The following is a 21251-nucleotide window of genomic DNA, read 5'->3' as shown; positions in this document are numbered from 1 at the left end:
TCCGAAAGGACGGCCCTTGCCGTTTAAAACCCTGACAGATGCGCCGCGCCTGCGGGCTATGCGCAGAACTGCACGATGCGGAAACGCGCAGGACGTTGACCATGTCCAACCAAAAGAACCGGATTCCGTCCTGCCGAGGGAGACTGTGCGAGAGCGCAAAAACCGCTTGTTGTCTGAGATCCTCCGGAAAACGGCGCCAGACCTGCCCCTTGTTGACACGCGCGAGGCGGGCAGACAGCCGCCTCTTCCCAAACGCCCCTGAAACGAAAAGAAGAACGTCCGGCGCGCTGCCGGACACGGGTTCAGACGCGGCACGGCCTGCGGTCCTGCCGCATGACGCGTTCTTTACCGGCGTCGACGGCTGCGCCGATCGTCGTCGTCATCGTCGTCATCGTCATCGCCCCGCTCGTCTTCATCCCATTCGTCTTCGTCGTCCTCATCCTCGTCCCATTCATCCTCATCGTCTTCCCAGTCATCATCGTAATCATCGGCACAGGCCGCGGCCCAGTCGACGGACGACACGAGACGGGAGGACGAAACGACCGCTTCGCCGAGCACGAGAACGGAGGCAGACAACAGCATGGTCATGAGCAGAGAAAAAAGCTTGCGGGTCATGGTTTCCTCACTGGTAGAACAGGATGTCTTGTCCTCGAGTCTATGACACATTTGTTGCCCTGTCGTGACAGCGGCGCAAAAAAAACGGAGCTCCCGGGACTGCCGCCCCGCTCTGCCCCGTCGTTGCGCCCTTCTCCTGACCTGTCTTTGTTGTCGCTCGGCCTTTCCCCGCATCCGCCCGTTCCCGTCGATCCGCCCTTTGTCGACGGCACGCGCAGCGCCCTGCAAGAAGGCGACGCCTGCTTTCCGGGGGCTTACAGGGAGCCGCGTGACACAGGCTGCGTCTTCCGCCCCGTCCCGGGGCCGTGCCCCCCGTCTCGGACACAAAAAAAGCCGCGCTTCTCAACGCGACCTTCACAGCCCGGACTGCGGCCGAAGCACGACACTTCGCCCGACGGGCACACAATGAAAACGTCCGGCAAAGAGCACCGGACGAAATTGCCCTCAAAGCTCCGGGAATTGCGACATCACAATTAAAAAGTTTTGAAAAGAGAATGGGGGCGCGAGGGAAGGAGGAAAACCTTTTCAAAAGTTTTCCTCCTTCCCCCGCCATATCCCCCTTTCTATTCTATCCCGAACTCGTACTGTTCGAGCTTGTCGAGCACGGCGGACATGATCATGGCCATGACGCCGGAGACCATGGCGGCCGTGGCCGGAGGGATTTCGGAAACATCCCGGTTCAGAAGGCGGCGGAAGAAGACGCCCGGACACTCCTGCGTCTTCGTTCTGACCATGGGGTCAACGTAGGCGCGGAAGGCCCCGTCAACGAAGTCCTCGGCCTCCTTCGGGGAGTAGCCGAGCTTCTGAAGCATGGACTGCGTGACGCGCAGGTATTCCACCACCACCACGTTGGGGGCCTGCACCATGAGTCCGTAGAGCACGGCGGCGTGCACGTAGGCCCGCCATTCGAGCATGAGGCGTTTTTTCTCCTCGTCCGAGGCGCAGGGAAGGCCCGCCTTCTCAGCCATGGCAAGAACGCCCTTTTCGCCGGTATTGAGTTCAAAGAGGATGCCTGCGGCCTGCACGGCCTCGGCCACGGAAAGCTTACGCTTCATGGACGGCCTCCTTTTCTTCCTCGCCGAAGCGGATGCCCGCCATCATGAGGCCTATGGCCTCCACGCGCTCCGCGTCGGTGCGGGGGAACACGTCGATGAAGCGGCCGCGGTACATGACGGCAAAGGTGTCGGCCAGGGTCATGGCCTCGCGCAGATCGCTCGTCACAAGGAGCACGCCTGCGTGGTCGCGCGCCTCAAGAATGCGCCGCCACACCTCCTCCATGGCGCCTATGTCCAGGCCCTGCGTGGGGTTTTCGGCCACGATGAGGCTCGGTTCCCGGAAGAACTCGCGGCCGAGCACCATTTTCTGCAGATTGCCGCCGGACAGAGAGCCCGCAGTGGCGTGCAGCCCGTCGGCCACTACCTGATATTCCTCCATGATGTCCGCGGCGGCCGTGGCCGAGTGACGCCTGTCCAGAAAGCCGAAATTCTGAAAGCCGTTGCGGTTGGTGAGAAGGAAATTGTCCAGAAGGTCCAGCGACGGACAGGTGGCAAGGCCCTTTCTGTCTTCGGGAATGTAGACCATGCTTTTTCTGCTCATGCGCGCACGCATGAAGTCGTTCCAGTTTCTGCCGAGAATGCGCACGGAGTCCATGCCGCTGTCGGGCCGCACGCTGCCCGTCACCATTTCAACGAGCTCGCGCTGACCGTTGCCCGCAACGCCCACCACGGCCAGCACTTCGCCCCGGCGCAGCGTGCAGGAAAGATCCTGCGCCATGCCGCATGAGGCATGGGAAAGTTCCAGCAGCACTTCGCCCTTGTCCACGGGCGTCTGCTCCACCGCCGCGTCCATCTGACGGCCCACCATGCGCTCGGCAAGCTCCCGCTCTCCGGGCACGTCTCCGCGGAGAAAATGGTCCACGATCTCGCCGCGGCGCAGTATGCTTATTTCCGTGGCAAGGTCGAGCACTTCCTTCATCTTGTGGCTGATGAACACCACGGCCTTGCCGTCGGCGGCCATGCGGCGCAGCGCGGAAAAAAGCTGCCGTATTTCCGGCGGCGTGAGCACGGCGGTGGGTTCGTCGAGAATGAGCACGCGGCAGTCGCGGTACAGAAGCTTCAGAATTTCCACGCGCTGCCGCTCGCCCATGGAAAGATCGGAAATCATGGCGTCGGGATTTATTTCAAAGCCGTAGCGGGCCGCGAGTTCCAGCACGCGCCTGCGCATGGCCGCAGGATTCAGGATGCCGTGGGCCTGTCCGAGCATGAGGTTCTGCGTCACGGTCATGGCCTCGACGAGCATGAAATGCTGATACACCATGCCGATGCCTGCGGCCAGAGCGTCACGCGGGGAACGGAAGGGCGCGGGAGCGCCGTCCACGTAAATGGTCCCGGAATCCTGCCGGGACTTGCCCGAGAGTATGGACATGAGCGTGGACTTGCCCGCGCCGTTCTCGCCGAGCAGGGCGAGAATCTCGCCGGAGCGGATTTCGAGGGATATGTTGCGGTTGGCCCTGACAGGGCCGTAACTCTTGCAGATGTTTTCCAGACGGATGAGGGGCGGCGCAGTGCGCACGCCTTCCCCTGCCGCAGAGGTCTGCGTCTCTATCATGACTTTTTTCCTTTCGACCGGGAACCGGCCGCTGTATCGGAACCGTTACTCAGAAGATGCGCGCCGTCCTCCGGACGCAGCAGCATGAAAATGAAGGCCGAAACGGCCGTCATGAGGCCCACGGCGATGAAGGTGGCGTGCAGGGCGTAAAGCTCGCCCGCAGAGGAGAACACGCGCAGAAGCGCCGTGCTCACGGCCACGCCGAAACTCACGCTGAGGTTCTGCGACACGGAAAGCAGGCTGTTGCCGTCGCTTGCGGTTTCCGCGGGAAGATCGCCGAGGGTGATGGTGTTCATGGAGGTGAACTGACCGGACATGAGCATGCCCTGCACGAAGAGCTGCACCACCAGAAGCATGAGGGGCCAGCCGGGTTGCTGAAGGCTCATGCACATGAATATGGCCGCAATGGACAGCGTGAAGAAAAGCAGCGTGCGGCGGTAGCCGAAGCGATGCAGAATGTTCAGCACCACGGTCTTGGTCATGACGGAGCCCACGGCCGGCGCAATGAGGATGAGGCCCGCGATGTCGGCGGAATAGCCGAGACCGACCTGAAGCATGAGCGGCACGAGAAACGGAATGCTGCCTATGCCGAGACGGGCCACGATGTTGCCCGTGATGCCCACGGAGAAGGTGCGCGTGCTGAACACCTTGAGATTGATGATGGGAAAGCGGAAGCGTCTCGCGTGCAGCACGTAGAGCCCGATGGCGGCCACGCCGAACAGCACGAGTCCGAAGGCCAGCATATGGGAAGCGCCGTTCCCGCCGGTGAGTTCCAGACCGCCGGACATGGCGAGCACGCCCACGCCTATGAGCAGAAAGCCCGCCACGTCGAAGGAACCTCGGGGCTGCCGGAAGACGGGAAAGCTGCGCAGGGAGAAAAAGAGAATGACGAGCCCGAGCGGAATGTTGATGAGGAAAATCCACGGCCAGGAGGCGCAGGTCACGAGCCAGCCGCCGACGATGGGCCCCACCACCGGCCCCACGAGCCCGGGAATGGTGATGAAGTTGAACACCTTGACAAAGGCTTCGCGCGTGTAGGCGCGCATGAGGGTAAGGCGGGAGACGGGCACCATCATGGCGCCGCCCACGCCCTGCACCACGCGCGCGGCCACGAGAAGCGGAAGCGTCGGCGATGCGGCGCACAGGCCTGATCCGATCACGAACAGGGCCAGGGCAGCAAGAAAGACGCGCCGCGTGCCGAAGGTGTCGGCCAGCCAGCCGCTCAGGGGAATGAGCAGGGCCACGGTAAGCGAATAGCTTATGACGGCAAGCTGCATGGAAAAGGGCGAACGCCCCATGGCGTCGGCAATGGCGGGCAGGGCGGTATTGAGAATGGTAGAGTTGAACATCTGCATGAAAAAGGCCGCAGCCGTTATCATGGGAAGTCCGGTGAACAGGTCTCGGGAAGTCAGCATGGGAATATCCTTGGCTTTCGGTTCCTTTGCAGACAGGGAACCGACTCTCAGGAAATTTTCACCGAAAAACGGATGAGTTGCAAGTGCCCGGAATCATGCGCCGGAAGGAGGCGACCTCCCCGGCCCGACCGGGAGACGCCGTTTTCACGGCGTCGACGCCTCCCCCTTTTCCGTCCGGAGGCCCCATGGCGTCGGCGCGTTTCTTCCGCGCCGCAGACGCCGGGCTCTCCCCTTTTCTCTGCCGGAAGCGCGGCCTTTTTCTGCCTGCCGCGCGCAGTTCTCCCCGAACGCCGCCGCGCGGCCCTCCCTGCCTGCGCCCCTCGGCGGCGAGCCCACGGAACTGACTTTCCCCTGCCGGACCGCGAATTTCACGGCCGCCGACGTTCCGCAGGCCGGAAGCCGCAGCTACGCGCCGGGCGCGATGTTGTCGCCGAGCGCCGCGGGCGCGCTTCTGCCCTTGCCTCTGGCCGAGGAGAAGAGCAGCGCGAGAATGGTGAGGGCATATGGCAGCATCATCATGAGCGAGGAAGGAATGGTGGTGCCGAGCGCCTGAAGACGGAGCTGGAAGGCCATGATGCCGCCGAACAGGTACGCGCCGAACATGGCGCGCCGCGGCCGCCAGAAGGCGAAGATGACGAGCGCCACGGCTATCCAGCCCTTGCCCGCGGTAAGGTTCTGCGTCCACATGTGCGTGGCGCACAGCGAAAGATACGCTCCGCCCACGCCCACGAAGAAGGCTCCGGCAAAAATGCCGAGCCAGCGCATCTTCACGGGATCGAGGCCCGCGGCCTGCACGGCGTCGGGCGACTCGCCGGACGCGCACAGGGCAAGGCCGAGGGAGGTGCGGCGGAAGAACCACATGACGGCCCAGGGCAGAAGATAGGAGAGGTACACGAGAGGATCGTGCTGAAAGAGCACCTCGCCGAGCACGGGAATGTCGGAGAGCAGCGGAATGTCGAAGGGCTGGAAGCCCACGGTCTTCTCGCCGATGAAGGGAGCGCCGAGATAGTCGGAAAGGCCCACGCCGAAAATGGTGAGCGCAAGGCCCGACACGGTCTGATTGCCCTGAAAGACGAGACAGACCACGCCGTGCAGAAGGCCTATGCAGGCGGCGCCGAGTCCGGCGGCCAGCGTGGCGAGCCAGGGATTGCCCGTCTTGAACTGCACGATGAAGGCGAAGAACGCGCCCATGATCATCATGCCCTCGACGCCGAGGTTGAGCACGCCGGAACGCTCGGTGATGAGTTCGCCCATGGTGGCGTACAGAAGAGGCGTGCCCGCAAGCACGGTGGCGGCAAGCAGCGCAACGAAGATGTCCCAGGTCATGCGGCGCCTCCCTGCTTGCGACCCGTTCTCACGAAGGTATAGGAATAGAAGAACTGCCCGGCGAGCACGCACAGAAGGATGAATCCCTCAAGAATGCCGCCGAAGGCCGCGGGCACCTGCAGATCCACCTGCAAATTGTCGGTGCCCACGAGAAGCCCGGCCAGAAAGATGGAAAACAGCGCGATGGAAGGCGTGCGCAGACGGGAGAGCCAGGCCACCACGATGGCGGTATAGCCGTAGCCCGTGCACAGGCTGGGCTGAAGCCGGTTGAACGTGGCCGACACTTCCACGCAGCCCGCCATGCCCGCGAGCGCGCCGGACACCGTGAGCACGAAGACCAGCAGAAAGCCGTAGGGAATGCGGGCGTAGCGCGCGGCCCGGGGATTTTCGCCCGCGGCGCACAGCTCGAAGCCGAGCCTTGTGCGCTGCAGAAACACGGAAACCGCCACGGCCGCGATCACGCAGACGATGAGCCCCGCGTGCACGTAGCCGATCACCTCGGGGAATACGGCCTCCTCGGGGAACATGGCCGTCATGGGAAAGCCCATGCTGCCGGGATCCTTCCACGGGCCGTACACGAGGTAGCGCATGAACTCGATGCCTATGTAGTTGAGCATGAGCGTGGAAATGATTTCGTTGAGGCCGAACTTCAGCTTGAGCAGCCCGGGCAGCATGCCCCAGAGCCCGCCCGTCACGGCCGCGCACGCGAGCATGAGCGCGAGCATGAGCGGCATGGGCAGGCCGGGAAAGGTGAGCACGGCCCAGGTGGCCCCCACGCCGCCAAGGGCAAACTGCCCTTCCGCGCCGATGTTCCACACCTTCATGCGGAAGGCGATGGACACGCCGAGCGAGCAGAGAAAGATGGGGATGGCCTTGAGCATGGTGTCCTGCAGGGCGTACAGGCTGCCGAATCCGCCCTGGAAAAGCACCACGGCGGCTTCCACGGGCGACTTGTCCTGAATCATCAGCAGCAGCGAGCAGAACGCCAGAGCGATGAGAAGCGCCGCCGGCAGCACGATGAGCCCGACCCAGCGATGGGGGGTCTGCCGTCTGACGACTCTGAAACCGTCCATGTTTCCTCCGAAAAATGATGTGATGCGGTCAGACGGCGGCGTCCGCGCCCTGCCGTCTTTTGCGCCGGGGCCGCGCAGAGCCCCGGGCCGGGGAACTCTCCCCGGAAGGCGCGCGGCAGAACTCCCCGCCGTCGGCCCCCGGGCCCGCAGGCCCGCGCAATCCTCCTTCCAAAAACGCGTCTTCCGGAAAAAGGAGAACCGAGGTCCGCGGTCAGTCCCGCCCCTCAGGGGACGGGGCAGCCCGCGGACCGGAAAATGAAAAAGCCCCGCCCTCACCGGACGGAGCTTTCCTGAAACGCTACTTGGTCGTGCCTATCACGCCTTCCACGAACCAGTCCATGGAAAGCAGCATGTCGTCGGGCGCAACCTGACCTTCGGCCACGCGCACCTTGCCTTCCTGATCCTTCACCGGGCCGGTGAACACCTGGTACTTGCCGGAAATGATGTCGGCCTTCACGGCGTCCACCTTCGCGCGCACGTCTTCAGGCACCATGGCGCCGTAGGCGGAAATGTCCACGATGCCGTCCTTGATGCCGTACCAGTAGTTGCCGTTCTTCCAGGTGCCGGCGCGGTACTCGTCGATGAACTTCTTGTAGAACTTGTTCCAGTCCCACACGGCGGCCACAAGGTGAGCCTTGGGCGCGGCGGCGGACATGTCGGTGTTGTAGCCCACGGAATAGGCGCCGCGGGCCTCGGCCGCGGTCTGCGGACCGGCGGAGTCCTGATGCTGGGCGATGGCGTCCACGCCGACGTCGAGCAGGCCTTCGGCTGCCTTCTTCTCATCGTCGGGGCTGTACCAGGTGCGGGTCCACACCACGCGCACCTTGGCGTCGGGGTTCACGGCGCGCACGCCGAGCGTGAAGGCGTTGATGCCGCGCACCACCTCGGGAATGGGGAAGGAGGCCACGTAGCCTATTTCGTTCTTCTTCGTCATGGCGCCGGCCACCATGCCGGTGAGGTAGCGGGCCTGATACATTCTGCCGAAGTAGCAGGTCATGTTTTCACTGTGCTTGTAGCCCGAGCAGTGCAGGAAGGTGACCTTGGGGTTGCGCTTCGCCATTTTGGCCATGGCGTCCATGTAGCCGAAGCTCGTGGCCACGATGACGTTGTAGCCCTTGGAGCACATGTTCTTGATGGCGCGCTCGGCGTCGGGGCCTTCGGGCACGCTTTCCATCATGGTGGTTTCCACGCCGGGCATCTCTTCCATCATCTTGCGGCCCTGATCATGAGTCCACGACCAGCCCTCGTCGCCCACAGGGGAAACATAGATGAAGCCGACCTTGATGTTCTTTGCCGCTTCTTCCGCATGGGCGGAAGAGGCCAGAGGCGAAAGCGCCATACCGCAGACGGCCAGAACGGCCGCGGCACAGTTGAGAAAACGCATCCCGAGATCTCCCGTGTTAAAAGAATGAGGAAAGACGCTCCCGCAGAACGGGCGCATTCCCAGAAAACGCGCGGAAGCCGGACTCCCCTTCTGTCGGAGCCGCACCGACCTGCCGCCGGTAAAAAAGCAAGTCTAGCGCATTATCATGCGCTGTTCAAGCGCCGAAACGCCTTCCGCCCCGCGGAAAGGAACGGAAAAGAGCGGCCGAAAAAGAAGCAAAGACCTTGAAAGAATTTCCCTCCTCCCGGCCCGTTCTCCCTTCACCGCTGTTGCCGTGAGGCAAAACGCAAAAAAAACGCCCCGGCCCGCTTCCCTCTCAGGAACGAAACGGGGCCGGACAGAAAAAGCGCGCCTCACGAAAAGCGCGACCACGCGGGGAAAAAGAATTCAGCGGATGCAGCAGGTGCCGTCCAGCCCGCAGGCGCTGCCGGAAACCGCATTCAGGGAGTCGCCCGAGGCAAGGGCCGCCTCAATCTTGGCTTCCACGTCCTCAAAAGGCGCGAATCCCCGGGCCACGGCGTGAAGTTCCCCGTCGTCGGTCTTCACGAAAAGCGTGGGATAGACCACGAAGTCGCCGAGTATGTCCTCAGCCTCGTCCATTTCCTTCTTCGCCTTGTCGCGCACGGCTTCGGAGGCAAGAGCCTGCTTCAGATCCTCCGCAGAGACGCCCCAGCGCGCGGCCACGTCGGCCTGAACGGCAAGATCGAGCACGTCTCGCCCGTCCTTGTAGAAGGCATCCTGAAAGGTCTCCATCTGCTCGAGCGCATGACCGGGCGCGAGCTTCTTGAGCGCGGCCATGAGCAGCGCGGAACGCGAGGAATCCATGACCACGCTTCCCTCTTCGGTGAGCAGGCCGGAAAAGTTTTCGCCCAGCGTGCGGCCCGTGGTGTCGGACAGTCGCTGGAAAAAGGCGCGCAGACGCGGCGTGCCCATGGAAGAGGTCTCTTCCGGCTCATCCACAAGATTGCCGCAGAGCACGCGCACGGGAAAACAATGACGCTCGACGAGCTTCTGCATGACGGGAGCAAAGCCGAAGCACCAGGGACAAAAAACGTCGGTAATGTAAATGAAGGATGGCATGGCGTTCCCTTACCGCAAACTCCGGGGAAGGCCAAGAGGAATTTTCGGCGCGGAACGAAAGCCTCGCCTTCCCCTTCCGCCCCATCCGGGACAGGAAGACGGACAGGAGCTTGACGAAGACGGGAACTTTCCCTAGAAATATGAATTCCCCGGCATATCCATGACATTCTGCCCCGCGCAGAAAAGGCGACACCCATGCTACAGAGCGAGCTCATCAGCATCATTGAACAGACGGCTCCCCTTTCGCTTATGGCGGACTGGGATCATTCCGGCGTTCAGGTAGCCTCGGCCCGCGCCGACATACGCCATCTTGCCGTATGCCTCGACCCCGCGCCCGAACAGCTCCGTGCGGCCGTGGAAGCCGGAGCGGACATGGTGCTCACGCATCATCCGCTTGCCATGCGCCCGGCATGGACGAGCACCCTGAACGGCTACACCGACGCGCTCTCCATTCTTTACAGAAACGACGTGCCGCTCTACGCGAGCCACACCACGCTGGACGCCAACCCCGAAGGACCGAGCGCCTGGCTGCCCGATCTGCTCGGGCTCACGAACCGCGTCCTTCTGGAAAAAACGGGAACCTTCACCGCGTCCGACGGCTCCGTCATCGAGGGCGGCTTCGGCTGCGCGGGAGACCTGCCCGAGGCCGTGAGCCTTGCAGAGCTCTGCGCCGTTCTGCGCGACGCGCTGCCTCTTGAGAGAATGTGCGCCGTTCCCCGCCTCGTGGGCGATGCCGGCATGACGGTGCGGCGCGTGGCCGTGTGCACGGGTTCCGGTTCCTCCCTTCTGGAAGAGGCCGCCTCCGCGGGGGCCGATCTCTTCATCACCGGCGACGTGAAGTATCACGACGCCCTTGCCCTGGCCTCGCGTCATGACGCGCGCAGCCCGAATTTCTGTCCCATGGCCGTTCTCGACGTGGGACATTTCTCCCTGGAAGAAGAAATGATACGTCGCTTCGCCGAACTTCTGAAAACGAAGCTCGACGGCGTGACGGTAACGTTTTTGCCGGGCAGGGACCCCTTCCTGCCCTTGACCTTTCTTTCTGAAGTACCGGAGGTACTGTCGTGAGCCTCTATATTGAACAGATCCGCCAGCTTGTGGCTCTCCAGCACGTGGACGACGGCATTCACGCCGTGCAGAGCGAAATGGAAGCCGCGCCCAAGGACGTGGAAAATCTGCAGAAGCGCTTCAACTCTCAGGACACGCAGCGCAACTGGATTCTGGACAAGCTCCAGCATCTGCAGGAACAGCAGAAGCGCCTCGACGCCGACATCAAGGACGACGAATCCCGCCTGACGAACAGCAAGAACAAGCTCATGCAGGTGGAAAACGAACGCGAATATCAGGCCATGATCCGCGAGATGGACAGCATGGAAATGCAGAACCAGACCCGCGAAGAGGAACGCATGGCCCTGCAGGAAGAACGCTCCCTGCAGGAAAGCAATCTGCAGTCCGTGGAAGAGACCTGGAACGAGCTCAAGGCCGAGCTGGAAAGCCAGCAGGAAAACCTTGAAAAGCGCATCGCCGACTGCCGCGCCCGTCTGGACGCGCTGGAAAAGCAGCGCGCCGAAGTGGCCGCCCTCATCACTCCGCCCGTGCTGAGCCGCTATGAGTTCATCCGCGACCGTCTGCGCCATCCGGTCATCGTTCCCGTCGAGGCGGGCATCTGCTCGGGCTGCCACATCGCCATTCCGCCGCAGGTGTTCATCGACCTGCAGCGCGGCAATCACATCATGAGCTGCCCCAACTGTCAGCGCCTCATGTACTGGGCGCACGACTTCCAGGATCCCAACGCGCCCAGGCCCGAAGTGAAGGCCGAAAGCGCGGAGTAGCGCTTCGGGAGCCTTCGTGCTCCTCATGCGAACATGTCATGGAGTCGGACGGGCTGTCGCCGCGGACCATTCGGTCCGGGGAGGAAAGTCCGGGCTTCGCAGGGCAGGATGCTGGCTAACGGCCAGAGCGGGCGACCGCTGGAAAGCGCAACAGAAAGCAGACCGCCGTTCTTCGGAACGGTAAGGGTGAAACGGTGAGGCAAGAGCTCACCGGCTGGCGTGGCGACACGTCAGGCCAGGCAAACCCCATCCGAAGCAAGACCAAATAGGGAAACCGGCCGGCCCGGCCCATGGTTTCCGGGTAGGTTGCTTGAAGGCGCGGGCAACCGCGTCTCTAGAGGAATGACAGCCGCCGCCTTCGGGCGGTACAGAACCCGGCTTACAGTCCGACTCCTTTTTCACGGGGAGGGAGCGAAAGTTCCCTCCCCTTCTTTCTTCCGGAACGCGCCGAGGCCGGAAAACGGTCTTTCATCCGCACGATCCGAAACACCGGGACAGGCCCGGAACCTTCGCTTGAGAGGTCGACATGCAACACGAATGCTGGGGCGTCGTTCTCGCCGCCGGTCAGGGCAGCCGCATGGCGCAGGCCACGGGCGGCGAGGCCAAGCAGTTTCTGCCCTACAGGGGCGCGCCCCTGTGGTGGCATCCGGCCCGCGCCATGGCCGCCTCGCCGCTGGTGCACGGCCTTGTCTTCGTCTTTCCCGCAGGCAGGCTCGACGAGGCAAAAGCGCAGGCCCTTGCGCTCAACGCCAAAGAATCCCTCGGCGTGCCCCTGCGCTTTGCCGAGGGCGGAGAACGCCGTCAGGACTCCGTGCGTCACGCCCTCGCGGCGCTGCCGGAATCGTGCGAAAGCGTGCTCATCCACGACGGCGCGCGTCCCTTCCTGCGCACGGCCCTCGTGACGAAGGTGGCCCAGGCGCTTCGCGAAGGCGGCGTTTCCGGGGTCATTCCCGGCGTTCCCGTCACCGACACGGTGAAGGAGACAGACGCCTCCGGCCTTGTGGCGCGCACCCCTGAGCGGGAAACGCTGCGCGCCGTGCAGACGCCGCAGGCCTTCCTGCTCTCCCGTCTTCGCGAGGCCCACGAGCGGGCCGACGCGGAAGGCTGGAGCGTGACCGACGACGCCTCGCTCCTTGAGCGCTGCCATCTGCCCGTGCTCGTGGTCGACGGCGACAGCGACAACGTGAAAATCACCAACCCCCGGGATCTCGCCTTGCTTTCCGAACAAAAACCCCTTCTGCCCTGCTGCGGCTACGGCTACGACGTGCACGCCTACGGCGGCAACCGTCCTCTTACCCTGGGCGGCGTGGAAATAGGCGGCGAATTCCTCATTCACGCCCATTCCGACGGCGACGTTCTGCTGCATGCCCTCATGGACGCCGTGCTCGGCTGCTTTGCCGGCGGCGACATAGGCCGTCTTTTCCCCGACAACGACCCCGCCTTCGACAACGTTTCCTCCGTCGTGCTGCTCGACCGCGTGATGATGCTGGCCGCCGAAGCCCATGTCCGCCTCGTGCACGTCGACCTCACCGTGGTGGCGCAGAAGCCGAAGCTCGCCCCCAAAGCCGACGCCATACGCCGCAACGTGGCACGGCTGCTCGATCTGCCCCTCGACCACGTGGCCTTCAAGGCCACTACGGAAGAAAAGCTCGGTTTCACCGGGGAGCTCAAGGGCATCAAGGCCGTGGCCCTCGTCACCGCGCTCCGGCAGAGCTGACGAAAAACGCCCGGCAGGCGCGGCGATGTGCCGCCCGGGCGGACGCCCCGGCCCTGCCGTCATGAGCCCGCCCCTGCACCAGAGCAGGCGCGTCCCATGTCCGCCGCGCCCTGACGTTCCGGTGCAGGAAGAACCGGCAGGCGTTTCGGCGCAGCCCCGGGCCGCAGCGCCCCCCTTTTTCGCCCGGCACGAAACGCGCGTCTCTTCCGCCCGGCGCGCTTTTCCCTCCCGGAAGTCCGGCTGAATGGATGAAAACCGGCGTCCCCTCCGGCTGCCGCCGCTGCGGGAACGCCGCCCTCTCACAGGAGTCACCATGTACGACGTTGCCGTCATCGGCGCCGGGCCCGCGGGCCTCATCTGCGCCAGAAACGCCGCCCGCCGCGACCTTTCCGTGGCCCTCGTGGACCGTCACGACCGGCCGGGGGTCAAGCTGTCCATGGCCGGAGGCGGACGCGGAAACTTCACCAACCGCACGCTTTCGGAAGAGCACTACGTCACGGACGACCCTTCGCTCGTGCGCGCCGTGCTGCGCGCCTTCCCCTGCGAATGGACGCTCGATCTTCTGCGCTCCCTGCGCCTGCCCTTTGAGGAACGGGACTTCGGACAGATTTTCGGTCTGCGTCCGGCCGCCTTCCTTGCCGACAGGCTGGCCGTGCAGTGCGACGACGCGGGCGTGGACTTCTACCTCGGGTGCACGGCCTCCTCGTTTTCCCTGCCCTCCGGGGCTCCCGCCTTCGGACGCGACCGGGAAGAAGCCGGCTTCACCTTCTTTGCCGGACAGGAAAAGGTGACGGCCCGCCGCCTCGTGCTTGCCGCAGGCTCCTCCGCCTGGCCCGCCTCGGGTGCAAGCGACGCCATGGCAAGGCTTGCCGCCGCCTGGGGCCACGAAGTCGTGCCCTTCTCAGCCGTGCTCGTGCCCTTCGTCATGCCCGGCGACTGGCCGCTTGCCGGACTTGAGGGCATAAGCGTGAACGTGCGCGTCGCCATCCGGCGCGACGGCACGACCTTCCGGCCCGATCCCGCGGGCATACGCTCCCTGCTCTTCACGCATCGCGGCGTGAGCGGCCCGGCCGCGCTCGTGGCCTCCTGCCGCTGGAGGGCGGGCGATGAGCTCATTCTCGACTTTCTGCCCGAGCTGCCCGTGCTCGAACTTCTCGACGAAAAGGAACACGGCAGGCTCCTTGCGCGCAACCTGCTTTCGCGCTTCATGCCCGCGCGCCTCGCAGACGCCCTGTGCCCCGAAGACCTCGCCCGGAAAAAATGCGCGGAAATGGGCAAAAAGGACAGACTGCGCCTCGCCGCCGCCGTGCACGAATTTTCCTGCCGCCCCTCGGGCACCGAAGGGCTGAAGAAGGCCGAGGCCGCCGCGGGCGGCGTGAAGCTCTCCTCTCTTTCCCGCCGCCTCGAAAGCCGGAAGGTGCCGGGACTTTACTTCTGCGGCGAAATCGTCAACGTTGCCGGACTTCTCGGCGGCTACAACATTCACTGGGCTCTGGCAAGCGGCGCGCTCGTGGCTTCGGCCATGACGGGGACCCCGGCGGATGAAAGGAAAAACCGCCGACAGTTGCTGTCGAGCGGCTCATCTTTTCCGCTTCACTGCCGATAATGACGACTCTTTTTCCTGTGTTGCATGGTCAAATGCAGTCGAAAAAGCCTTTCAGCGTTCACGATGCAGTGCTTTGACATTCTGTAACGGACTGTAACGGCAATTGACAGCAGGTCGTGCTTATATTAACAAGAACATAAAAAGTGCAGTCAGACCGCGCAGTTTCATAAGGCGAAAGGGACGGAAACACGCACGATGTTCCCTCTCTCTCCTCAGACTTCGGAAGCAGGCGCGGCTTTTTCCGTCGGCGGGAGCCTTCCGAGGCGGAAGCTGACGCCCCTTGCGGCAGCGTCCGGTCCGCGCGGCCAGGCTCAGGAAGGAGCCCGGAACGCGCGACGCGCCCGTTTCCGCCTTCCTTCCGACGGATTCTCCGTCCGGTCTGTTTCCTTCGGGAAACACAACGTGCATAAAGGACCACTGATGAAAATCGTTGTGATAGGTTCGGGCTATGTGGGGCTGGTGACGGCCGCATGCTTTTCCGAAGTAGGACTCGACGTCTGGTGCATGGACATGGACGAGGACAAGATCGCCACGCTGAAAGCCGGCGGCTGCCCCATCTATGAGCCTTCTCTGCCGGAACTTCTCACCCGCAACGCGCAGGCGGGCAGGCTCCATTTCACCACCTCCCTGCAGGAAAGCCTTGACGGCGCCGACGTGGCCTTCATTGCCGTGGGCACGCCCGAGGGCGAGGACGGCAGCGCCGACGTGAGCTACGTGTGCAGCGCGGCCCGTTCCGTGGGCGATCTCATGACCGGAGACCTCGTGGTGGTGGTGAAGTCCACGGTGCCCGTGGGAACCTGTGCAAAAGTGGAAGCCATTCTCCGCGAAGAACTGGAAAAACGCGGCGTTTGCGCCGCTGCGGACGTGGTTTCCAACCCCGAATTTCTCAAGGAAGGCCACGCCGTGAACGACTTCATGATGCCCGACCGCGTGGTCATCGGCGTGGAGAGCGAAAGGGCCCGCGCCATCATGAGCGAGCTGTACCGCCCCTTCATGATGACGGGCGACCGCATGCTGTTCATGGACCGCGCCTCTTCCGAGCTCACCAAGTACACGGCCAACGCCATGCTGGCCACGCGCATATCCTTCATGAACGACATCGCCAACCTGTGCGAGCGCGTGGGCGCGAGCGTGGACATGGTGCGCAAGGGCATAGGCATGGATCATCGCATAGGGCCGAAGTTCCTGTACGCGGGCTGCGGCTACGGCGGCTCGTGCTTTCCCAAGGACGTGAAGGCCCTCATTGCCACCGCCGCCGCCCACGGCTACGACATGGAAGTGCTCGAGGCCGTGGAAAGGGTGAACGCACGGCAGAAGACCGTGCTCTTTGAAAAAATTTCCCGCCACTTCAAGGGCGAGCTCAGGGGCCGCACCGTGGCCATCTGGGGCCTTGCCTTCAAGCCCGGCACCGACGACATGCGCGAGGCGCCCTCGCTCGTGCTCATACACGCCCTGCTTGAAGCGGGCTGCGCGGTGCGCGTCTTCGATCCCGTGGCCATGGACCGGGCCCGTTCCCTGCTCGGCGATTCCGTCACCTTCGCCCGCAGCATGTACGAAGCTGCCGAAGGTGCGGACGCTCTCGCCGTGGTCACGGAATGGAAGGAATTCCGCCTTCCCGACTGGAAGAAGCTGCACGAGGCCATGAAGACAGCCGTCATCTTCGACGGACGCAACGTCTACAGGAAAGAAAGCCTGCAAAAGGCCGGATTCGCCTTCTACAGAATAGGCTGATTCCCTCGCCCCGTTTTCCGGCGCACTGCGCCCACCGGCTCCTTCTTCCGCACGGACAAGGAGCCGTTTGCATGAAAAAAGGACTGCTCATGAACATACTCATCACCGGCGCGGCCGGATTCATCGGCTGCTTTCTGGCCCGAAGGCTCCTTGAGGCCGGGCACAGCGTCACGGGCATCGACGAAATCAACGACTACTACTCCCCACGCCTCAAGACCGCGCGGCTCGCGCTGCTCGGCGTGAACGACGCCGACCCGGAATACGGGGCCGTGAAGCAGAGCGACACCTTTCCCGGCTTTTGCTTCGTGAAAATGCATCTTGAGGACCGCGACGGCCTCATGAAGCTCTTTGCCGAGGGAGCCTTCGACGTGGCCGTCAATCTGGCCGGACAGGCCGGCGTGCGCTACTCTCTGGAAAATCCCTTCTCCTACGTGCAGAGCAACGTGCTCGGCTTCGTCAACCTTCTGGAATGCTGCCGCGCCCATCCGGTGAAGCATCTTCTCTTCGCCTCCTCAAGCTCGGTGTACGGCGGCAACGAAAAGACGCCCTTCAACGAAGAAGACCCGGTGAACACGCCCGTGTCGCTCTACGCCGCCACCAAGCGCTGCGACGAGCTCATCGCCCACGTGTACGCGCACCTCTACCGCATTCCCTCCACGGGCCTGCGCTTCTTCACCGTGTACGGCCCCTTGGGCAGACCCGACATGGCTCCCGTGCTCTTTGCCAGGGCCATTCTTGCCGGCAGGCCCATCAAGGTGTTCAACAACGGCAATCTCTCGCGCGACTTCACCTACATCGACGACATCATCGAATCCGTGGTGCGTCTCATCGACCGCGTTCCCGAAGGAGCCGTGCCCACGGACATCTACAACGTGGGCTGCGGGCATCCCATGCAGCTCATGGATTTCATCCGCACGCTGGAAGACGCCCTGGGCAGAAAGGCCGACATGCAGATGCTGCCCATGCAGAAAGGCGACGTGTACCAGACCTTCGCCGACACCTCCAAGCTGCAGAAGGCCACGAACTTCCGGCCCTCCACGCCGCTTGCCGAAGGCATACGCCGCTTTGCCGCGTGGTATCTGTCCGACGAGAACCCCATACGCGAAGACTGACGAAAAGTGCGGCCCGGCGCCTGAAAAGGCCCGCGGCCCCGTGAGCGCCGCGCCCTGAAGCGTCCGGAAGGCACGGACGCTCCCCGCACGGCCCCGCAAAGCGGAGTCGCCCGGCGCACGTTCCGGCCCCGCCATACCGACCTTCCGCCCCCAAGCCTCCCGCGAAAGGCCACAAACTCATGCGGCGCATCCCGCGCCGGGGAGAGACTCCATGACCAGCAACGAGACCGCCTCCTACGATCTGACCATACTCGTGCCCGTATACAACGAAGAAGACAACATGCCCGCCCTTGCCTCGCGCCTTGCCGCCTATCTGCCCCGCGCGAAAATGTCTTCCTGCGTGCTCTTCATCAACGACGGCTCCTCCGACAGAAGCGGCGAGCGCATCCGCGAGGCCTGCGCAGAGCACGAGGGATTCTTCTTCATCGAGCTTTCCTGCAACACGGGTCTCAGCAGCGCGCTCAAGGCGGGCATGGATCAGGTGCGTTCCCCCTACCTCGCCTACATCGACGCCGACCTTCAGACCGCGCCCGAAGAACTCGACCTGCTCACGCCCTATCTCGGCGACTACGAGCTCGTCACGGGCGTGCGCGCCAAACGCAAGGACACGGGCTTCAAGAAGATTCAGTCGCGCATCGCCAACGGCTTCCGCCGCATGATGATCAAAGACGGCGCGCGCGACACCGGCTGTCCGCTCAAGGTCATGCGCGCCGACATGGCCCGCGCCCTGCCCTTCTTCAAGGGCATGCACCGCTTCTTCCCCGCGCTCATCCAGCTTGAGGGCGGCAGGGTAAAGCAGGTGGACGTGTCGCATTTTCCGCGCGTGGCGGGCGTATCCAAGTTCAACCTGCGCAACCGGCTCGTTTCCCCCTTCGTGGACTGCCTCGCCGTGCGCTGGATGCAGAAACGGCACATCGCCTACAAGGTGAAGGCCGACAATCTCAGGCACGACTAAGCGCTCGCGCTTCCCGCCGGACTGACGAAGCGGCGCCGCTCCTTACGAAGAGCGCCGCCACTCGCCACAAAGCGCGGACAGCTCGCGCGTCAGCCCCGCCCCGGCGCGGGCGCCCCTTACGGAGAACGCCGCGCCCGGCAGAAGCGGCATGCGCGGCCGACGCTCCGGCCTTCTCTTCCGCTTCCTTTGCCCGGCAGGGGAAACATTCTGCAAGGACTCATCATGAAGGAATATCTGCTCGTCACCAGCGTGGGCCTGCTCGCCCAGGGATTCTTCTCCCTGCGCATGCTCCACCAGTGGATAAAAACCGAACGGGCAAAAAAAATCATTTCTCCCGCGCTGTTCTGGGTGTTCAGCATATGCGGGGCCTACCTGCTCATGATCTACGGATGGCTGAGAAACGACTTTGCCATCATTCTCGGGCAGTTCATCTCCTATTACGTCTATCTGTGGAACCTCAAGGCCAACGGCATATGGCAGAAATGCGCGCTGCCCGTGCGGGTCGTGCTTCTCGTCACCCCGCCTGCGGCCGCCGTGAGCCTCGCGCTCTCCGGAGCCGACGTGGCGCAGACGCTGTTCAAAAACCCCGACATTCCCCTGCCCCTGCTCGTTTTCGGCTGCGCAAGTCAGGCGCTCTTCACGCTCAGGTTCGTGTATCAGTGGTGGTATTCCTCGCGGCATCACGTTTCCGTTCTGCCCATGGGCTTCTGGGTCATCAGTCTGACCGGCTCCCTGCTCATCTGCCTCTACGCCGTCCTGAGGCTCGACATCGTGCTCATTCTCGGGCAGTCCCTCGGTCTTGCCGCCTACGCCAGAAACATCGTCATCGGCCTGCGCAGCGAACGCGCTTCCTCCCCTTCACAACGTCGTTCCCGCTGAGACCACGCAAAGGCACGTCATGAAACAGCGCACCGTCATTTACGTCTTTTCCCTGCTCGTTCTTATGCCGCTAATCTACGTGTTCGGCACCGGCATCATGGAAGCGCGCAACCTCATTTCCGCGCAGTCCATGGCGCAGGATCACAGCTGGCTCATTCCCCACCTCTTCACCGAAATACGCCTCAACAAGCCGCCGCTGCCCGTGTGGCTCACCGTGCCCGTCTTTCTGCTCGATCCTGAGCCCTCCATGTTCGCCCTGCATCTGCCCGTCATTCTCGTCACGGGACTTCTCGGCGTGTTCTGCTACGATCTTTGCAGGGCCCTCTTCGGCGATGAGAAAACCGCCTTCTGCGCCGGACTTGTCGTCTCCACCATGCTGCTCACCCTCAAGCTCGGCACCACCAATTCCTGGGACATCTACTCCGTGGTGTTCATGACCGGCGCCCTCGCCGCACTCGTGAATCAGGGCCGGGGCTGGCTCGTGGCAGGCACGCTTCTCATGGCGGCCTCGGTGCTCAGCAAGGGCCCCGTGCAGCTCTACACCATGCTGCTGCCCTTTCTTGCGTGCCTTCTCATCTTTCGCCGCAGCGTTCCGTGGAAGCGCCTTGCCGTCATTCTTCTGGGCGGCTGCCTCCTGGGCTCTCTCTGGTATATCTACGTGTACGTTGCCGTGCCCCACGTGGCCGCAGACGTGGCGCAGGGCGAAGTGAAGGCCTGGAGCACCATGCACACGGCCTCGTTCTTCTTCTACCTCTCCTTCCCCGGCTTTGCGGGCGCATGGGCGCTCGTTTCGCTCTCCGGCCTCTTCAACCGCTGGCTGAACAAAAGCGACGAAAACCGCGCGGACATGAAATTCATGCTCTGCTGGTTCCTGCTCTCGCTTCTCCTGCTCTCGCTCGTGCCGGAAAAGAAGGAACGCTATCTCATGCCCGCCATGGTTCCCCTCGCCATTGTGTGCGCGCAGGTGCTGCGGCACTGGGTGAGCGGCCTCGACAAGGGCACGCTTTCCCGCGTCGAGAGGTGCGTCATCACCGTTCACCTTGGTCTCGGCACGCTGGCGGCCGCAGGCATATGCCTTTTCATCGCCTGGAGCCATGCGGACCATGCGCTCTACTGCGCCTTCTTCGCCCTGCTCTGCCTCATCCTCGGCGCCTTCGGCCTCAAGTTCCCGCGCTACGTGGTCTCCGTGTCCTGCCTCATGGTGCTTCTCGTGTGCCTTGCCGCCTTCCGCATGGGCTCCACCCGCCCCGTGGTGCAGAAGATTCCCCCCTCCTGCACCCTTGATGAGCTGCGCGTCATGCCGGAACTCAGGGGCATTCCCTGCTATTCCTTCGACGGCTTCGGTCCCACGGAAGAATGGGAAATCGGCCGCGACACCACGAAGATCGCCTCCCTTTCCGACGTGCCGGAACAGCGCTTCCTGCTGCTCGACACCGACACCACCCCGCCCGCCGTCATCACGGAAGACCGTCTCAACGTGGAAAAGCGTCTTCTCGTGCAGACGAGCCGCGGCCAGTACATGCAGCTCTTTGTGGTGGACAGAAAGTAACAAGGCAAAAAGGCCTCGGGACGACCGTCTCTCCGCCCTGACGCCCGCAACGAAATTCCGATCTTGAACATGCCGCCCGCCGCGGAATACCCGTGTCCTGCATGACGCGCGGAAAACGTCGTTCGGGGCGTTTCTACAGGCTCGCCCGGTAGGTGTCGGCGGACATGAGGCCGTCAACGGCGGCCATGTCTTCGGGCTTGATGCGGATGAGCCAGCCCTTGTCGTAGCAGGACGCGTTGAGCAGCGTGGGCGTGCCGTCAAGGTCGCCGTTCACGGCGGTCACTTCGCCGGCCACGGGCATGAACAGCTTGTTCACGGACTTGATGGATTCCACTTCGCCGAATTCATCGCCCGCGCCGAAGCTGTCGCC

At 63.4% G+C, this 21251-nt stretch carries 17 protein-coding genes, 1 other RNA gene and 1 pseudogene; 10 read left to right on the top strand and 9 right to left on the bottom strand.

The annotated features are described in order from the left end of the window. Positions 1–345: 345 nt before the first annotated feature. The 8 genes from Q0J81_RS05125 to Q0J81_RS05090 form a co-directional block, all read right to left on the bottom strand. The gene (locus tag Q0J81_RS05125) at positions 346–615 is read right to left on the bottom strand and encodes a hypothetical protein (RefSeq protein WP_294446387.1); all 270 of its coding nucleotides are present in this window, start codon (positions 613–615) and stop codon (positions 346–348) included. Between the two features lie 563 nt (positions 616–1178). Next, a complete protein-coding gene (locus Q0J81_RS05120; protein WP_294446385.1) occupies positions 1179–1670 on the bottom strand; it encodes a hypothetical protein in 492 nt (163 codons plus the stop codon). Then, positions 1660–3222, bottom strand: coding sequence for an ABC transporter ATP-binding protein (locus Q0J81_RS05115; RefSeq protein WP_294446384.1), 1563 nt, complete (start codon positions 3220–3222; stop codon positions 1660–1662). Before Q0J81_RS05115 ends, Q0J81_RS05120 begins: the two co-directional genes overlap by 11 nt. Then, on the bottom strand, positions 3219–4637 hold the full coding sequence (locus Q0J81_RS05110) for a DHA2 family efflux MFS transporter permease subunit (RefSeq protein WP_294446383.1): 1419 nt from the start codon (positions 4635–4637) through the stop codon (positions 3219–3221). Before Q0J81_RS05110 ends, Q0J81_RS05115 begins: the two co-directional genes overlap by 4 nt. 405 nt (positions 4638–5042) lie before the next feature. Next, positions 5043–5963: an ABC transporter permease gene (locus Q0J81_RS05105; protein ID WP_294446382.1), complete on the bottom strand. Its 921-nt coding sequence runs from the start codon at positions 5961–5963 to the stop codon at positions 5043–5045. Further along, positions 5960–7036, bottom strand: coding sequence for an ABC transporter permease (locus Q0J81_RS05100; RefSeq protein ID WP_294446380.1), 1077 nt, complete (start codon positions 7034–7036; stop codon positions 5960–5962). The genes Q0J81_RS05105 and Q0J81_RS05100 overlap by 4 nt, the downstream gene beginning before the upstream one ends. Before the next feature lie 298 nt (positions 7037–7334). Then, a complete protein-coding gene (locus Q0J81_RS05095; protein ID WP_294446394.1) occupies positions 7335–8375 on the bottom strand; it encodes a BMP family ABC transporter substrate-binding protein in 1041 nt (346 codons plus the stop codon). 432 nt (positions 8376–8807) lie between these two features. Then, a complete protein-coding gene (locus Q0J81_RS05090) occupies positions 8808–9500 on the bottom strand; it encodes a DsbA family protein (protein WP_294446378.1) in 693 nt (230 codons plus the stop codon). A 195-nt stretch (positions 9501–9695) separates the two neighbouring features. Here Q0J81_RS05090 and Q0J81_RS05085 point away from each other — a divergent pair, with 195 nt between their 5' ends. From Q0J81_RS05085 to Q0J81_RS05040, 10 genes are all read left to right on the top strand, one after another. Further along, positions 9696–10568, top strand: a complete 873-nt coding sequence (locus Q0J81_RS05085) for a Nif3-like dinuclear metal center hexameric protein (RefSeq protein ID WP_294446377.1) — start codon at positions 9696–9698, stop codon at positions 10566–10568. Next, entirely contained in the window at positions 10565–11332 is a 768-nt protein-coding gene (locus tag Q0J81_RS05080; protein ID WP_294446376.1) for a C4-type zinc ribbon domain-containing protein, read from the top strand. The genes Q0J81_RS05085 and Q0J81_RS05080 overlap by 4 nt, the downstream gene beginning before the upstream one ends. Before the next feature lie 40 nt (positions 11333–11372). Next, positions 11373–11730: RNase P RNA component class A (rnpB, locus tag Q0J81_RS05075), an RNA gene on the top strand. Between the two features lie 128 nt (positions 11731–11858). Beyond that, the gene (gene ispD / locus Q0J81_RS05070) at positions 11859–13049 is read left to right on the top strand and encodes a 2-C-methyl-D-erythritol 4-phosphate cytidylyltransferase (RefSeq protein ID WP_294446375.1); all 1191 of its coding nucleotides are present in this window, start codon (positions 11859–11861) and stop codon (positions 13047–13049) included. 313 nt (positions 13050–13362) lie between these two features. Next, positions 13363–14655, top strand: a complete 1293-nt coding sequence (locus Q0J81_RS05065; protein ID WP_294446374.1) for an aminoacetone oxidase family FAD-binding enzyme — start codon at positions 13363–13365, stop codon at positions 14653–14655. A gap of 420 nt (positions 14656–15075) precedes the next feature. Then, complete coding sequence (locus tag Q0J81_RS05060) at positions 15076–16386, top strand: UDP-glucose/GDP-mannose dehydrogenase family protein (RefSeq protein WP_294446373.1); 1311 nt, start codon at positions 15076–15078, stop codon at positions 16384–16386. Between the two features lie 89 nt (positions 16387–16475). After that, a complete protein-coding gene (locus tag Q0J81_RS05055) occupies positions 16476–17498 on the top strand; it encodes an NAD-dependent epimerase/dehydratase family protein (protein ID WP_294446393.1) in 1023 nt (340 codons plus the stop codon). 211 nt (positions 17499–17709) lie between these two features. Next, positions 17710–18453 carry a glycosyltransferase gene (locus tag Q0J81_RS05050; protein ID WP_294446372.1) on the top strand — a complete coding sequence of 248 codons (744 nt, stop codon included), beginning with the start codon at positions 17710–17712 and terminating at the stop codon, positions 18451–18453. 222 nt (positions 18454–18675) lie between these two features. Further along, complete coding sequence (locus tag Q0J81_RS05045) at positions 18676–19332, top strand: lipid-A-disaccharide synthase N-terminal domain-containing protein (RefSeq protein WP_294446371.1); 657 nt, start codon at positions 18676–18678, stop codon at positions 19330–19332. A 19-nt stretch (positions 19333–19351) separates the two neighbouring features. After that, entirely contained in the window at positions 19352–20881 is a 1530-nt protein-coding gene (locus Q0J81_RS05040) for a glycosyltransferase family 39 protein (RefSeq protein WP_294446369.1), read from the top strand. Positions 20882–21014: 133 nt separating this feature from the next. Here Q0J81_RS05040 and Q0J81_RS05035 read toward each other — a convergent pair. Further along, positions 21015–21251 (bottom strand): annotated as a pseudogene (locus Q0J81_RS05035) (glycine cleavage system protein H); the annotation flags it as partial.

Source organism: uncultured Mailhella sp. (genome assembly GCF_944324575.1).
In the GTDB taxonomy this organism is placed as follows: Bacteria; Desulfobacterota; Desulfovibrionia; order Desulfovibrionales; family Desulfovibrionaceae; genus Mailhella.
Note: the sequence above shows the minus strand (reverse complement) of the source record. Positions and strands in the feature narration are given on the sequence as shown.